The 16,055-nt window shown below is 73.4% G+C and carries 10 protein-coding genes; 4 read left to right on the top strand and 6 right to left on the bottom strand.

Going from position 1 to position 16,055, the window contains the following annotated elements:
• Positions 1-334, bottom strand: a 334-nt coding sequence (locus tag AB0E67_RS22055; RefSeq protein WP_362029354.1) for an IS110 family transposase, incomplete at its 3' end; no start/stop codon positions are given.
• Between the two features lie 314 nt (positions 335-648).
• On the opposite strand from AB0E67_RS22055, the gene AB0E67_RS22050 reads away from it, so the two are divergent.
• The 3 genes from AB0E67_RS22050 to AB0E67_RS22040 all read left to right on the top strand — a co-directional run bounded on the left by AB0E67_RS22050 (position 649) and on the right by AB0E67_RS22040 (position 6,146).
• Complete coding sequence (locus AB0E67_RS22050) at positions 649-1,596, top strand: ornithine cyclodeaminase family protein (RefSeq protein ID WP_362029351.1); 948 nt, start codon at positions 649-651, stop codon at positions 1,594-1,596.
• Positions 1,597-1,815: 219 nt separating this feature from the next.
• The gene (locus tag AB0E67_RS22045) at positions 1,816-2,982 is read left to right on the top strand and encodes an exonuclease SbcCD subunit D (protein ID WP_362029348.1); all 1,167 of its coding nucleotides are present in this window, start codon (positions 1,816-1,818) and stop codon (positions 2,980-2,982) included.
• Complete coding sequence (locus AB0E67_RS22040; RefSeq protein WP_362029346.1) at positions 2,979-6,146, top strand: SMC family ATPase; 3,168 nt, start codon at positions 2,979-2,981, stop codon at positions 6,144-6,146. The genes AB0E67_RS22045 and AB0E67_RS22040 overlap by 4 nt, the downstream gene beginning before the upstream one ends.
• Before the next feature lie 274 nt (positions 6,147-6,420).
• Here the strand turns inward: AB0E67_RS22040 and AB0E67_RS22035 are convergent, their stop codons facing one another.
• Positions 6,421-8,106, bottom strand: a complete 1,686-nt coding sequence (locus AB0E67_RS22035) for a DUF885 domain-containing protein (RefSeq protein ID WP_362029343.1) — start codon at positions 8,104-8,106, stop codon at positions 6,421-6,423.
• A gap of 102 nt (positions 8,107-8,208) precedes the next feature.
• Positions 8,209-8,706 carry an Lrp/AsnC family transcriptional regulator gene (locus AB0E67_RS22030; protein WP_351516570.1) on the bottom strand — a complete coding sequence of 166 codons (498 nt, stop codon included), beginning with the start codon at positions 8,704-8,706 and terminating at the stop codon, positions 8,209-8,211.
• A 59-nt stretch (positions 8,707-8,765) separates the two neighbouring features.
• Here AB0E67_RS22030 and AB0E67_RS22025 point away from each other — a divergent pair, with 59 nt between their 5' ends.
• A complete protein-coding gene (locus AB0E67_RS22025) occupies positions 8,766-10,085 on the top strand; it encodes an aminotransferase class I/II-fold pyridoxal phosphate-dependent enzyme (RefSeq protein WP_362029339.1) in 1,320 nt (439 codons plus the stop codon).
• A 174-nt stretch (positions 10,086-10,259) separates the two neighbouring features.
• On the opposite strand, the gene AB0E67_RS22020 is transcribed toward AB0E67_RS22025, so the two are convergent.
• From AB0E67_RS22020 to AB0E67_RS22010, 3 genes are all read right to left on the bottom strand, one after another.
• On the bottom strand, positions 10,260-11,744 hold the full coding sequence (locus AB0E67_RS22020) for a GNAT family N-acetyltransferase (protein ID WP_362029336.1): 1,485 nt from the start codon (positions 11,742-11,744) through the stop codon (positions 10,260-10,262).
• Between the two features lie 180 nt (positions 11,745-11,924).
• Positions 11,925-14,648: a DUF6493 family protein gene (locus AB0E67_RS22015; RefSeq protein ID WP_362029334.1), complete on the bottom strand. Its 2,724-nt coding sequence runs from the start codon at positions 14,646-14,648 to the stop codon at positions 11,925-11,927.
• Positions 14,645-16,018, bottom strand: coding sequence for an SWIM zinc finger family protein (locus AB0E67_RS22010; RefSeq protein ID WP_362029331.1), 1,374 nt, complete (start codon positions 16,016-16,018; stop codon positions 14,645-14,647). Before AB0E67_RS22010 ends, AB0E67_RS22015 begins: the two co-directional genes overlap by 4 nt.
• Between the last annotated feature and the right edge of the window lie 37 nt (positions 16,019-16,055).

Genomic DNA, 16,055 nt, shown 5'->3' with positions numbered 1-16,055 from the left:
TCACGAACGCGTCGCGGGCATCGGTCTTGGCCTCGCCCGGGTGCAGATCGGCGGCCCGGCGCATCGACAGCCCGGGCAGGTAGGCGACCCGGCAGCCCGCAGCGCGTGCCGCCGTCAGCGGCAGCGCGCCGATGTTGGCGACCTGGTCCACGACCACCAGGACGGTGCCGAACTTCGCCACCAGCCTGGTGAACAGCTCCAGCAGTCTCGGCTCGGTGTTCGGCAGCCGCTTGTCGTGCACGGTTCTGCCGTCCCCGGTCCGGCCATGGGCATGGTGGAACTCCTTGCCCAGGTCCAGGCCGAGGAAAAGGTCTATCGCGGTCGTGTCGGCCATGTGCGCGTGCCCCTTGCCTCTCGTCTCCTCGACTCCCGGCCGTCCCTGCGGCACCACACGCCGGCAACCACGTTACGCAGACATCCCCACCCGCAAAACGGTCCGGCATTGCACCGGACCAGGCGGTCGTCAGGCCCCTCATCAGCGGTCAAGCGGTGCCCCGAAGCCCGGCGGCAACACCCCCCAGGTCATCCACTTCGACAGGGGGCACACAGCCATACCGGACCCGGGGGCCAGGCACCCCATTGCGGGGCCACGAAAAAGGTAACGGGGGCACGTGTGGGAGCTCGTCGGCCGCATCGGACAATGGGGCCATGACCCGGCTTCTGACCAGCAGCGATCTCCTGGCCGTGCTCGAACCGGACGCCTGTCTGGAGGCCCTGCGTGACGGCTTCCGTCGGGCCGGTGCCTCCACCGTCGCCGGCCGGCGGTTCCGCACGGACCTCCCGTTCCCGGGTACGGTGATGGCGCTGATGCCCGGCCTGCTGCCGGGCGTCGACGCGTACACCGTCAAGGTCAACGCCAAGTTCCCGGGTGCCCGGCCCGCGCTGCGCGGTGTGATCTGCCTGCACAGCGGACGGGACGGCGAACTCCTCGCCCTGCTCGACTCCGCCACCGTCACGGCCTGGCGGACCGGCCTCGCCGCGGCCCTCGGAACCCATGTCCTCGCCGCACCCGACCCGGTGGGCGAAGCGGTGCTCGGCGTCGTCGGAGCGGGTGCGCAGGCCGAGATCATGGTCCGTGGCGTACGGAGCCTGCGCGAATTCCGCGACCTGGTGGTGCACGACACCGACCCGGAGCGCGCGGCAGGCTTCGCCGGCCGGCACCGGGGCCGTGTCCTCGGCTCGGCGGCCGAGATCGCCGCTGCCGCGGACGTCGTCCTGCTCGCCACCTGGTCGCGGACCCCGCTGCTGAGCCTCGCAGACACCCGTCCCGGCCAGCACTTCACCACGCTCGGCGCCGACGAGCCCGGCAAACAGGAACTCTCCGCCGACCTGCTCGGCTCCGCCCTCCTGGTCGTCGACGACCGCGAACTCGCGGCGACCACGGGAGCCCTGGCCGCGGCGGGACTGCCGCCCGACGCCGCGCACGCCACGCTCGGTGAACTGCTCGACGGCACCCGTCCCGGCCGCGTCCCGGACATGGCACGCTCCGTATACGCACCCGTCGGGCTCCCCTGGCAGGACCTGGCCGTCGCCTGGGTCGCCTACCGGCAGGCGGAACGGCTCGGCGTCGGGACGCCGGTCGATCTTCTCGGCTGAAGGCGCCGTGGGCGGCCGATGCCGGTGGGACACTGTGAGCGGTGAGAACAGTGTGCTCAGCGGGGAGAACGGTGTGCTCGCCGGCACGGAAGCGGTCGCGGCGGGCGATCGGCGCGGATCACGAAGCCGCGCCGGTCCGCGGGCCGGTCATGGTGTGCGCCGGGCGCGGAACCGGACGCGGGGGCGGAGGAAGAAGATGACGCAGGGCGGAGCCGGCACGTGAGAATTCTGCACACATCGGACTGGCACCTGGGCCGGTCCTTCCACCGGGTCTCCCTGCTCGAAGCCCAGGCGACCCACCTGGACCACCTGGTGGCCACGGTGCGCGAGCACGAGGTGGACGCGGTCGTCGTGGCAGGCGACGTGTACGACCGGGCCGTGCCCCCGCTGTCCGCCGTCGAGCTCTTCGACGACGCCCTGCACCGGCTCGCCGCCGCCGGGGTGCCCACCGTGATGATCTCCGGGAACCACGACTCGGCGCGCAGGCTCGGCGTCGGCGCCGGGCTGATCGGCCGGGCCGGAATCCACTTGCGGACCGACCCCGCCCACTGCGCCACCCCCGTCGTCCTGCGCGACGCCCACGGCGACGTGGCGTTCTACGGGCTGCCCTACCTGGAACCCGCCCTGGTCAAGGACGTCCTCGGGGCGGGGCGCGCCGGACATGAGGCGGTGCTGGGCGCCGCCATGGACCGGGTGCGCGCCGACCTCGCCGAACGGCCCGGAGGCACCAGGTCCGTCGTGCTCGCCCACGCCTTCGTCGCGGGCGGGGAACCCAGCGACAGCGAACGCGACATCACCGTCGGCGGGGTCGCCGCCGTACCCGCCGGAGTCTTCCACGGCGTCGACTACGTGGCGCTCGGACACCTCCACGGCTGCCAGACCGTCAGCGAGCGGATCCGCTACTCCGGCTCACCGCTCGCCTACTCCTTCTCCGAGGCCACCCACCGCAAGACGATGTGGCTCGTCGACCTGGACGCCTCGGGGGGCATCACCGCCGAACGCGTCGACTGCCCGGTGCCCCGACCGCTCGCCAGACTCCGCGGCCGCCTCGACTCCCTCCTCGACGACCCCGCGCTGGAACGCCACCGGGACTCCTGGGTCGAGGCCACGCTCACCGACCCGGTGCGCCCCACCGAACCGATGGCCCGACTCGCCGAACGCTTCCCCCACACCCTCAGCCTCGTGTTCGACCCCGACCGGGCCCCCGACGACCCGCTCGCCTCGTACGCACAGCGCCTCCAGGGGCGCGACGACCAGCAGATCGCGGAGGACTTCGTGGCACATGTGCGCGGCGGCGCGGCGGCGGACGAGCGGGAACGCGCCGTGCTGCGCGGTGCCTTCGACCACGTCCGGGTGGACGACACGCTGCGCGAGGTGAACCGGTGAGGCTGCACAGGCTCACGCTCACGGCCTTCGGGCCGTTCGGCAGCACCCAGCACATCGACTTCGACACGCTCTCCTCGGCCGGGCTCTTCCTGCTGCACGGGCCGACCGGCGCAGGGAAGACCTCGGTCCTCGACGCCGTGTGCTACGCCCTCTACGGCTCGGTGCCCGGTGTCCGTCAGACCCCCGGCGGCTCGCTGCGCAGCGACCACGCCCCGGTGGACGTACCCACCGAGGTCGCGCTCGACCTGACCGTCGGCGGCCGGCGCCTCGAAGTCACCCGGCGTCCGGCCCAGCCCCGCCCCAAGAAGAAGGGCGACGGCTTCACGACGGAGAAGGCGCAGAGCCGCCTGCGCGAGTACGGGCCGGACGGCGGCTGGCGGTCGCTCAGCCGCTCGCACCAGGAGATCGGCGAGGAGATCACGCAGCTGATCGGAATGAGCCGCGACCAGTTCTGCCAGGTGGTGCTCCTGCCGCAGGGCGACTTCGCGCGCTTTCTGAGGGCCGACGCCGAGGCGCGGGGCAAACTGCTCGGCAAGCTCTTCGACACCCGTCGCTTCGCCGCCGTCGAGGACCGGCTCGCCGAGCTCCGCCGTGCCGCCGAGGCCCAGGTCAGGGCCGGGGACGAACGCGTCCTCGCGACCGCTCAGCGGATCGCCCAGGCCGCCGGTCCGGCCGCGCGCGAAGCGGTGCTCCCCGGCCTCCGGCCCGGTGACCCCGGGCTCGCCGCGAGCGTGCTGGAGTGGGCCGCGCAGGCCCGTAGCGGCGCCCGGGAACGGCTCGACATCGCCGCGTCCGTACTGGCGCTCGCCGAGGGCCGACAGGAATCCGCCCGCCTGGCCCTCGACGCCGAACGCGAACGTGCCGCGCTCCAGCAGCGGTACGAGGAGACCCGGCGCCGCGCAGCCGCGCTCGAAGCCGGCCGTCCCGACCACGACCGCCGCCGTGAACGGCTCGCCCGCGCCCGCAAGGCGGACCAGGTCGCCCCCGCCCTGGAACTGCGCGAGGAGGCCGAACGCGCCTACCACGCCGCCCGGGAGGCCCGGGACCGCGCCCGCGCGCCGCTGCCCGCCGCCCTCGGCGAGGCGGGCGCCGAGCAACTGGCCGAACTGGAGCGCGGGCTCCGTCAGGAACTCGGCGGACTGGACGCGGCGAAGCGCGCCGAGCGGCGCAGCGCGGAGATCGACGCCGAACGTGCCGGGCTGGAGCGACAGGCCCGGGCGGACGACGAGCTGATCCAGGAGGCGAAGGGCTGGCTGGCCGACTGGGAGGCGACCCGGCACGCCCTGCGGGCCCGGGTCGAGGAGGCCCAGGAGGCGGCGACCCGCGCGGAACAGCTCGCGGGACGGCTGGAACCCGTCCGGGCCCGGTGGGAGGCGGCCCGGCGGCGCGACGCGCTCGCCCTGGAGGTGTCGGCCGCCGTCGAGCGGCTGGCCCTGGCCCGGGAGCGCGCCGTCGGTGCCCACGAGTCCTGGCTGGAGCTGCGCGAACGGCGGCTGCGTGACATCGCCGCGGAACTGGCCGCGGAGCTGGTGGACGGCGAGCACTGCACGGTGTGCGGATCGACGGACCACCCCGCCCCCGCGCGGGCGAGCGACGGCCACGTCGACCGGGCCGCCGAGGAACGGGCCCTGGAAGCCCACCGGCGGGCCGAGGACGTGCGCACCCGGGCCGACCGGGAGCTGGGGATCCTGCGCGAGAAGCACCTGACGGCCCGGGCCGCGGCGCGGTCGGCCGTGCCGCAGCCGAGGGACGGCGCGGATGCCGTCGAACGGACCGGTGCGCGGCGCGTCGCCGGGGCCGCGGATGCGGAGCCGGCCGGGCCGGGGGTCCCGGTGGGCGACGCGGCGGTGGCACGGACGACGCCGTCCCCCTCCGAGCCCGCCGCCGATCCCTCCGTCGTCGAACTCGCCGAACTCGTCGAGGGACTGACCCACCGGCACGCCGAGGCGCACCGGACCGCCGCCGGGACGCACGCGGCGCGCGAGGCACTGGCGGCCGCCGAGCGGGAACACTCCGAGCGGCTGGAAGGGCTGCGGTCGGCCGAGCGCCGGGTCGCGGCCCGCACTTCCCTGCGGGAGGGGCTGGACCGGGAACAGGCTTCACTGGAAGCCGAGTTGGTGCTCGCGCGGGGCGACCGCGCCAGCGTCGCCGAGCACGCGGAGCTGCTGGAGCGAAGGGCCGGGCTGCTGGCCGCGGCCGCCATGGCGGTACGCGAGGAGGAGGCGGCCGCACAGCGTCGCAAGGAGGCCGACGGCCGGCTTGCCGACGCCGCGTTCCGGGCCGGGTTCGACACCCCGCAGGACGCCGCCGCGAGCCTGCTGACCGACGCCGAACAGCGTGAACTCCAGCGGCTGACCGATGCCTGGCAGTCGGAGTCCGCCGCCGTCGCCGACCGGCTCGCCGAGACCGCGGCCCGTACCGCCGCCGACGGGCCGCCCGCCGCGGTGGACGCCGCGCGGGCCGCGTACGACGCCGCCGAGCGGCTGCTGAGGGAGGCGTCGGCGGCGCTGTCCGCCGCACGGGAGCGCTGTGCCGAACTGGCCCGGCTGTCGCGCGGTGCCACGAACGGGGTGCGCGAGCTCGGCCCGCTGCGCGAGGAGTACGACCGGGTGGCACGGCTGGCCGCGCTCACCGCCGGTACCTCGGCGGACAACGAGCGCAAGATGCGGTTGGAGTCCTACGTACTGGCCGCACGGCTCGAACAGGTCGCCGCCGCGGCCACCGCGCGGCTGGAACGCATGTCGTCCGGCCGGTACACCCTGGTCCATTCCGACGCCCGGACCGGAAGCCGCAGGTCCGGTCTCGGTCTGCACGTGGTCGACGCCTGGACCGGCCGCGAACGCGACACGGCGACGCTCTCGGGAGGCGAGACGTTCTTCGCCTCGCTGGCTCTCGCGCTCGGCCTCGCCGATGTCGTCACCGACGAGGCGGGCGGCGTAAGGCTGGACACGCTCTTCATCGACGAGGGCTTCGGCAGCCTGGACGACCAGACGCTCGACGAGGTGCTCGACGTCCTGGACTCGCTGCGCGAACGGGACCGCAGCGTCGGCATCGTCAGCCATGTGGCCGATCTGCGCCGCCGTGTCCCCGCCCAGCTCGAAGTGGTGAAGGAGCGCGGCGGATCGGCGGTACGGCACCGCGCGTCGGGCACGGCTGACGGCTGACGATTGGCGGTTGGCGACGGGCGGCTTTCGACCGCCCGTCTGCGTCACGCCGAAGCCCGCCGTGCGGCCGGTAGTGCCGGGGCCGGTCCCACGCCCACGCCGCCCGGCCCCGAGGGACCCGGGTGCCGGCCGACGCGTGCGATCGCCCTCTCCTCGCTCCGGCACCGCCGTCCGGCCGCCGAGGCGGAGAGGCCGACCGCACGGTCCCGTCGGAGTCCGAATGTCCGGCCGGAGCCCGGACGGTTCCACGTCCGGCCGGAGCGTGGACGCCCGGTCAGAGCTTGGACAGCTCGTCCACCAGGTCGTCGAGTCCGAGCGGCCCCTGCGAGAGCGCGGCCATGTGCCACGCCTTCGCGTCGAACGCGTCGCCGTGCGCCGTGCGCGCGTTCTCCCGGCCGAGCAGCCACGCACGCTCGCCCAGCTTGTACCCGATGGCCTGCCCCGGCATCGAGAGGTAGCGGGTGAGCTCGCTCTCCACGAAGTCGGCCGGACGGCCGCTGTGGTTGCCGAAGAACTCCTGGGCCAGGCCGGGGGTCCACCGCTCGCCGGGGTGGAACGGGGAGTCCGCGGGGATCTCCATCTCCGCGTGCATGCCGATGTCCACGATCACCCGGCAGGCGCGCATCATCTGCGCGTCCAGGTAGCCGAGGCGGCGCTCGGGGTCGGGCAGGAAGCCCAGTTCGTCCATGAGCCGCTCCGCGTACAGCGCCCAGCCCTCGCAGTTGGCGCTGACCTGGCCGATCGACGCCTGGTAGCGGGAGAGGCTGTCGGCGACGTGCGTCCACTGCGCGATCTGCAGGTGGTGGCCGGGCACACCCTCGTGGTACCAGGTCGAGACCAGGTCGTAGACGGGGAAGCGGGTCTCGCCCATGGTGGGGAGCCAGGTGCGGCCGGGGCGGGAGAAGTCCTCGGACGGGCCCGTGTAGTACGGAGCCGCGGCACCGCCGGGCGGGGCGATGTGGGACTCCACCTTCCGCACCCGTTCGGCGAGTTCGAAATGCGTCCCGTCGAGCGCCTCGATGGCCTCGTCCATCAGGTCCTGGAGCCAGGTCCGGACCTCGTCCACGCCCTCGATGTGCTTGCCGTGGACGTCGAGGTGGGCCAGCGCCTCCCAGGGACCCGCGCCGGGCAGGATCTTCCCGGCCTCCGCCCTCATCTCGGCGAGCAGCCGGTGGTACTCGGACCAGCCGTACGCGTACGCCTCGTCGAGGTCCAGGTCCGTGCCGTTGAAGTAGCGTGACCAACGCGCGTACCGCTCGCGGCCCACGATGTCCGGCGCACCCTCGACCGCCGGGGCGTACACCTCGCGCATCCAGTCCCGCAGCTCCGCGACCGACTTCGTCGCCCGGCCGGCGGCCTCGTCCAGCTCGGCGCGCAGGAGCGCGGGACCCGTGGCGGCGAACTCCTCGAAGAAGCCCGTCCCGTCGTCACCGGCCCACTCGTCGAGCTGGCCGATGAACGTCGCGGTGGCGCGCGGCCCCCCGTGCAGCCCGCGCTCCAGGCCGAGCGCCAGTGACGCGCGGTACCCCTCCAGCGCGGCGGGAACCGCGCGCAGCCGGTCCACGACCGCCGCCCAGTCCTCGTCGGTCTCGGTCGGCGTCACCGTGAACACCTCGCGGATGCTGTGCGCCGGAGAGTGGATGTTGGAGACCGTGCGCAGCCCCTCGTCCGCCTCGTGGACGGCGAGTTCCGCCATGAGGCGCTCGCGGAGCAGACGGCCGCAGCGGCGTTCGGCGTCGGTGTCCGCGCCGGGCAGCCGTTCCGCGGCGTCGAGCTTCGCGAGGGTGGTGCGGGCGAGCTCCGCACGGGCCTCCTGCCCGGCGGGGGAGAAGTCGGGAAGGTGCCGCGAACTCGCCGCGACACCCAGGTACGTGCCGGAGATCGGGTCGAGTTCGATGTATGCGTCGACGTAGGCGTCGGCGACCTGGCGGGGCAGTGCGCTGCCGGCAATTTCTGACATGCGGACATCCTCGTACGGCGAGGGCCTCCGCGTCATCAGCATTCGGACCCAGGGACCTGTTCCCCGCACTCCGGCTCGGGGACGTGCGCTCCGTGCTCCGGCTCAGGGCCCTGTTCCCTGTGCTCCCGCCGTCGGCGGCAGCAGCGGTCCGCACTCCCACTGCTGGAAGATCAGCCGCGTCTCGACCCGGGCCACCTCACGCCGTGACGTGAACTCGTCCAGCACCAGACGCTGAAGGTCAGCGGTGTCGGCGACCGCGACATGGACCAGGTAGTCGTCGGGCCCGGTCAGATGGAAGAGCGCGCGGGACTCCGGCAGCGCCCTGATCCGGTCGACGAACGGACCGATCAGCTCCCTGCGGTGCGGGCGCACCTGTACGGAGAGCAGGGCCTCCAGCCCCCGGCCGATCCGCGCCGGGTCGAGGCGCAACCGGTGGCCGAGGATGACCCCGGAACGACGCAGTCTGGCCACCCGGTCCAGACAGGTCGACGGGGCGACACCGACCTCGGCGGCCAGCTCGCGGTAGGTGGTCCGGGCATCGTTCTGCAGCAGCCGCAGAATGTGCAGGTCCACCGGGTCGAGAACGACGGATTCGGACATCTGCCGAACGTAGCACGGGACAGTCCCGGCAAGGCCCGGGTGATGTTCAGAGTGATGTCATGGACACCGACTCCTTCATGGCGCCCCCGGCGACCCCCCGGTCGCGGGCGCTCGCCACCGAAGCCGTGCACGCGGGCCGTGACGATCTCGCGGCCCTCGGCCTGCACACTCCGCCGATCGACCTGTCCACCACCTACCCCTCGTACGACTCCCGGGACGAGGCCCGGCGGATCGACGCCTTCGCCGCGAACGGCGCCAGGCCCGACGGCCCGCCCGTCTACGCTCGCCTGGACAATCCGACGACCGCCCGGTTCGAGGACGCCCTCGCCCGGCTCGAAGGGGCGGAGAGCGCCGTGTCGTTCGCCAGCGGAATGGCGGCGCTCACCGCCGTGCTGCTGGTCCGGGCGAGCATGGGACTGCGTCATGTGGTCGCCATCCGTCCGCTCTACGGCTGCAGCGACCATCTCCTCGGCACCGGTCTGCTGGGCACCGAGGTGACCTGGACCGATCCGGCGGGCATCGCCGAGGCGATCCGGCCGGACACGGGTCTGGTGATGGTGGAGACGCCCGCCAATCCCACGCTCGCCGAGGTCGACATCCGGGCGATCGCGCACTCCTGCGGGTCGGTGCCGCTGCTCGTCGACAACACCTTCGCCACGCCCGTGCTCCAGCGGCCGGTGGAGCACGGCGCCCGGATCGTGCTGCACAGCGCCACCAAGTACCTCGGAGGACACGGCGACGTGATGGGCGGCGTCGTCGCCTGCGACGAGGAGTTCGCGGCGCGTCTGCGACAGGTGCGCTTCGCCACCGGCGGCGTGCTGCACCCGATGGCCGGGTACCTGCTGCTGCGCGGCCTCGCGACGCTCCCGGTGCGGGTGCGGGCGGCCTCCGCTACCGCCGCGGAACTGTCGCGCAGGCTGGCGGCCCACCCGCGCGTCGCCCGGGTCCACTACCCGGAACTGGGCGGGGCGATGGTCTCGTTCGAGGTGCACGGCGATCCCCACCGGGTGATCTCGGCCGTACGGCTCATCACCCCGGCGGTCAGCCTCGGCAGCGTCGACACCCTGATCCAGCACCCGGCGTCCATCAGCCACCGCATCGTGGAGGAGGCGGACCGGCAGGCTTCCGGCGTCGGGGACCGGCTCCTGCGCATGTCGGTCGGGCTGGAGGACGTCGAGGACCTGTGGGCCGATCTCTCCCGGGCGCTGGACTGCGACGAGCCAGGTCCCGGTGAACGGGAACCGGCCTCACGGACGGTCCACGTGTCCGGGGTGGTCGGCGCGCCCGGGACGAACGGTGTGTCCGAGGCCGCTTCCGTTTCCGGAGCGGAGCGGGGCCCCGGAGCGGTCCGGGCCGTCGGGACAGGCCCGGCCTCGTAGAGGGGCGAGGTCCGGCCCGGCGAGGAGGGCCGGGGGCGTGTGGGCGGGGGTCCGCGCGCCCCCGGCCGTCGGGCGCGTGGCGGGATGGGGCCACCGGGGCGCTGGTCGTGCTCGTCGGTCGGTGCGGGGCTCGTTCCCCTGTGACCGGCCCGGTGGCCGTGACCGGCCTGCTCGTCAGTGACCGGCTTGCTCGTACGGCGGCAGCGAACGGACCGGTGCCGCGTCCAGCCGGGCGGTGATGACGAGCGTGCCTGCCTCGATCTGGTAGTCCAGCGGCAGGGCCAACGCACGCATGGCCGCGACCATGCCGGTGTTGGAGGCCCGGGTGACCGCATAGACGTTCTCGCAGCCCGCCTCGACGGCGAGCGCCACCAGTCGCCGAAGCAGCTCGGAACCGATTCCGCGCCGCTGCCAGTCGTCCTCGACGAGCAGGGCGACCTCGGTCTCGTCGCCGTCCCACAGAAGGTGGCCCAGGGCGACGAGGCGTCCCGAGGCGGTCTGCGCGGCCAGGGTGCGGCCGAATCGGGGGCTCAGCAGATGGTCCAGGTAGCGGTCGGCGTCGCGCACCGGGCCGTGATAGCGCAGGGCGAGCGTCCGGTCGGAGCAGCGGTCGTGCATGGCCCGGGCCGCCTCCAGATCGTCCTGGTCGGCGCGGCGCACGGTGATCTCGTTGCCCTCGGGGAGCGTGAGCACGTGTTCGGTGCGCGGTACGCGGGGGCCCAGCCGGGCGTCCAGTTCCACCAGGGCCCGCGCCCGGGCGAACTCGGTCGGCGTGAACGGCAGATACGGTCGCTCGACGGTGACCGTGCCCCCGGACGGATCCCGCAGCCGCATCACCGTTTCCTCCAGCACTCCCTCCGCCGGGGTCGTTTCCCTGTCCGGCACGTGACCGGTGACCGGGACCGAGGGCAGCGAACGGATCGTGCAGCGCCCCAGCAACTGGCGCAGGGCGAGGGGTAGTTCTGCTGCGTCCAGTGCCGTGCGTGTGGCGAGGCCGAGTACCCGCGTCGGGACGTCCACCAGGTCGTGGGTGTCGGCCCGCTCGATCCAGGTGGACCCGCCCCCGGCGGCGGAGACGGACCGGCTCAGCTGCCGGGCCCGGAGGGACGCGGGGGCGCGCAGCAGGAACTCGTCGACGGTTCCGCGCGCCAGCGGGTGCGTCTGCAACGTGAGGATGTCGACCCGGTGCCGGGCGAGCGCCAGGCACAGTGCGGCGAGACTCCCCGGTGCGTCCCGCACGGTGGTACGCATCCGCCACAGCGCCGTGCCCTCGCCAGCCGGGGCCGCCCCGGGCCCCGCCGGCTCGGGCACGTTCACCGTCGCCGCGACCTTGTCGGCAGAGCCGTCGGGCCCGTCCGCGGGCTCGACGCGGTGGCCGGGCGGCCCGTCGGCATCGCCGACGTCGTCGGCGTCGAGACCGCTCCCGACCGGCGGGGGAGCGTGACTGTGACGCCGCGCCCACCAGGTGTGGAACGCCGCGGTCATGGTCAGGGCCACGGCCGAGGCGATCAGGAGATACGGTCCGTCGGGCTGGTGCCCGATCAGGTTGGCGATCGCGTCGGCCACCGCCACGGCGGTGAACAGCGCGGCCAGCTCGATCAGGTCCCGCCGCCGGTGGTGCGGGCGGCGGGAGGTCGTGGTGGGTGTCCTGTCAGTCATGAGTTCACTGTGACCGAGCGGTGTTGCCCGATCGCGAACAGTCCGTGACCGATGGGTTAAGCGAGCATCTGACCCCTAGCATCCGTTTTGGCGCAATATCGCCTTGATCAATTGCGGTCCGTCCTGACCGGTGCCGGTCCGGACGGTGTCCGGCCACGCTCCGGGCGGTTCGCGCGCGGGTCACGCCTCGACGGCCGAGGTGGTCACGCCGGTCCCGCTTTCCCTCCAGGCGGCTTGCAGGCGTACCGCCTGCCGTACCAGTTGCGAGGAGCCGCCGCGGGCCGCCGTCTCGGCGAGCCCGGGTATCGGCTCGGCCCGCACCGCGCCGCAGTGTTCCGCGCATTCGGCGGCCACGGCGAGCAGATCATTCAGCCCGCGCGGGGCCTTCTGGCGGGTGAGCAGTCCGGGCAGGAGCGCGGCGAGCACGGAGAGCGTCGTCCGGTACGCGCCGGTGGCGGCGGCGGTGCGGGTCGACTCCGCGACCCGGTTCGGTTTCGCCACCCCGTGTTCGAGAAGGGCCGTCAGTTGTTCGCCCAGCAGTGAGGCGTCCAGCTGTTGGCGCGCGGCGAGTATCAGCAGGGCGTCCACCGCGGAGAGGCGGTCCTCCTGGTGCCTGCACGCCAGACCGTACGCGACCGCCAGATGGACCGCCTCGCCCGCGGGCGCGTCGAGCTCGGCGAGCGACGGCAGCGGTCGCATGGTGTCCCGTATCTCCTCGACCGTGCCGACCGAGATGTTCGGCAGCATCCAGGCGGCCAGCGTCTCCGCGTCCTGAGGCAGGGACGAGATCCAGCCCTCCGGCCGTTCGCCCCAGTGGTAGCACACATGGTGCGTGGGAGTGTGCGGTTTTCCCAGCCAGCGGAAGAGGCGGGGGAACTCCGTCCGGACGAACGGGTGTTCCTCGCTGGCCATCAGCACGCGGTGCGTCCAGGTGCCCGGCGTCGACACCAGTCCGCCGGCCGTCCGGGTCCGCCTCTCCAGGTCGAAGCGGCGTACCCGGGCGAGCGGTTCGTCGGTGCGCAGCCACGCCGCCAGAAGGTTCCCCTCCGGCGTGCAGAGAGCCGCGGCCGCCACCGCCGCCTCGTGCTGTGCCTCGCCGCGGGGTACGCGGAGCAGGGCCTGACCGAAATCGACGTCACCGGGCCGGACGCCCAGGCGCTGGTACGCGCGCAGCCGGTCCACCAGCACGGCCGGATCGAGAAAACCGGTGTGCGACGTGGGTATGGCCAGCAGGAACGGCACCCCGCCGTCGAGCACGGCGTCGGCCGCCTCCCACAGGCGGGCCTCGCGGATCCCGTCCAGTGCCGCGTGGGCACACCTCCAATCGGGCTCCCGCGACGGACGGTCGGCCGCCACGGCCCGCGCCGACTCCCCGCCGAGGAGCGTGGCCACGACGATCTCGATGCCCGAGTGCGAGATGAGCCACCGCCTGAGATGAGGGTTGGGCTCGCTGTCGATCCGCCACTGACCGGTCAGCGCCTCGCGCAGCGCGTCGCGCAGTGCCGTCCGGTCGGCGTGGGCGTGCCGTACCAGTCCGTCCAGTGTCCGCTCGAACGCCGACACGTCGAAGGGAGCGCCGGAGCCGCCGAATCCGGACCGCAGATCACCCGTCAGGAGTGCCACTTCCTCGATGAGTTCGGGCAGCGTGGCCGGCGCGGGTGCGAGAGGCAGCGGCACAGGAGGGAGCGGAAGCACTTCCTCGTACGGTTCCGCAGTCGGCCGGTCGCCGGGCAGGACACCGAAGGCCGCAGTCGCGGCTTCCTGATGCACCGGGCTCAACTGCGCAGCCGAAAGGGAAAGTTCTTCCCGTGTCGTGTCACCGGCGGAGGAGAGGTACCGCGTCACGAGCTTCAGTGCCCGTTCCTGAAGGCCGATGTCCTCGTGCCCGAAGACCTCGGCGACGGCGGGCAGCAGTTCGTCGGCCGTCGACGGGTCGCGCCGCAACGCCTTGCCGATCAGCACGAGCTGGGACCGGACCAGCTTCTTCTCGGTGCGGAACAGCACGGCACCCGAGACCTCCGCCAGCGACCGGACCGGCAGCTCACCGCGCTCGTCCATCCGGCCGAGCACCTCCTGGGCGTGACCGGCCACGGTGGAGATCCCGTCCGCCGCCATGGCGGCCCAGTCGGCGAGATGCCCGGTCTCCTCCTGCTCGGTCAGCTCCAGCCGCCGCAACAACGCCAGGCAGAACCGCTGTTCCGCGGGCTTCCCGCCCCGGAGCAACCGTGTAAGGGACATCTCCACGAGCCGCGTCCGCTCGACGAGACCCTCGTCGACGAGAGCGAGCAGTGCCACCGGCCACTGGCACGGATTCTGCGTCGTCTCGTCGAACCAGATCATCGACGACGGCAGTTCCGGCAACTCGAAGACGCGGGGGAGGAGAACCGGCAGATACGGGTCGGCGCGGAGGATGTCGGTCAAGGGGCGCGTCTTGCGCGTCTGCCAGGGCGCGGTGGAGACGTGCTCCGCCCAGCCGCGCACGAAGGCGTCCGTGGTGGGGACCGGACACGCTGCGAGCTTCACCAGGCCGACGACGAGTTCGTACGCGGACTCCACCGCCGCGGGCCGCGCCGCGAGCCGATGGGCCACATCGGCGACCCAGGCGGGATCGCGGTCCCCCAGCACCTCGACGACCCGGAAGAAGGGAGTCCGTCGCCACCCCACCAGATCCCGGCCCCCCAGCCAGGTGGCGCACGCCGCCGCCCCCGTGTGGCAACCCGCGCCGGCCACGAACAGGGCGTCGCGTGACCTCTCCCGCTCGTTCCAGTGCCAGCCCCGTGCCTCCTTGCGCAGGGCCTTCAACTCCACGAGGGCCGACCGGCGTTCGGCCCGGTCCAGTCCGGCCAGCAGGCCCGGGACGTCCTTCACGTGCCCCTCCCGGACGGCGGTGAGCAGGTCCTTCATCGCGCACCTCCGGCGACCGGCGCACCACGACGGACCATCCGCACGGCCAAGGCGTGCTTGCAGGGGCCGCGACGGCCGCGATAGTCGATCCACCACTGGCAGGTACAGCCGAGCATTCCGTCCTTCTCCCTCACTTGGTACCGACGCTCGCCCGAGGAGACGACCGCCACGTCCCCGTCGAGCGCGACCGCTCCGGAGCCGGCCAGTTCCCGGGCGGCGACGAGGCGCGGGTTGTGCCGCTCGACGCGGTGCGCGTCGTACGGCAGCTCGCGATGGAAGTAGGCGGCGTCCGCGAGGTCGTAGCCGACCCGGCCCGCCGTCCCCAGCCGGGTGAGCGCGGCCCGTACCCGCTCCACCGTCAGACCCGACTGCTCCGCCAGGTCGGCGGGCTCGATACGCGGCTCCCAGGCCAGCAGCAGCGACACCAGTTCGGCGTCGGCCGCGGCGTCCTCGGTGGCCAGTGCCTCCAGCACCCCGCCCTCGCCGGAGAAGCCGCGCGAGGCCTCGGGCGACAGCGTGAGCGTGAGCCGCATGCCGGGAAGCACCGCCTCCCAGGCGCTCGCGGTCGCCGCGCCGTCGGCCACCGGCCCGTACACCCGCAGGGACGTCGCATGACGCAGCACCCGCTGAAACGCCACCAGCCGCTCGGGGCCCGGAAGACACACCGCCCCCGCCACCGGCCGAGTCGTCGGCCGCAGTGTCTTCCCCGCCGGGATCACCCAGCGCGCGCCGCGCGAGGCGTTCCCCGACGTGCGCGGCAGTGACCTCAGGAACCGCACGGCCTCGGCTGCGGGCAGCTCGGCCCGCAGATCGAAACCGGCCGACACCACCTGCGCCTCCGCGAAGCCGCGCAGCCACCGGTCGGGCAGCGGCACCTTCTTCTCCACGACCGGTCCGTCCAGCGTGGTGACGGCCATCTCCTCCGGACCCACCCGCATGTGCAGCGGATCGTCACCCGATATCCGGGAAAGGGCCTCCCGCAGCGGGTTGTTGACGTCCACGTTCGTCGTGCCGTGCCCCGTCTCCGCGCCGTCCAGTCCTTCTCGCAGCACGTCGAGCCGCGCGTACACGCCGCAGCAGCCGGAGAACGACTCGAAGCGCAATCGGTCGCCGTTGCCCGTCACCACGGGATCGAGCGAGGCGGGCAGGGTCCGCTGGTAGTAGCGCGCGGACGCCACGTCCGCCACGGCCAGCAGGCCGCGGGCGGCGATGCCCGGCGAGGTGAGGAATCCGGAGAAGAACCGGGGATGGGGTTCGGCACCCCGGGGAGTGAGTCCACCGGACGTCTCCAGACCGAGCAGGCGCCCGGCCTGTGAGGACTCCACGACGGACGGGCGTGCGTAGGCCAATGCCTGAACGGATCGGGTCATGGAAAAACCGTAGGACCCACCACTGACAATCGGTCCC

It is taken from the genome of Streptomyces sp. NPDC032161 (genome assembly GCF_040636995.1).
Classification (GTDB): Bacteria; Actinomycetota; Actinomycetes; order Streptomycetales; family Streptomycetaceae; genus Streptomyces.
The sequence above is the reverse complement of the archived record's forward strand: the minus strand, read 5'-3'. Positions and strand labels throughout refer to the sequence as shown.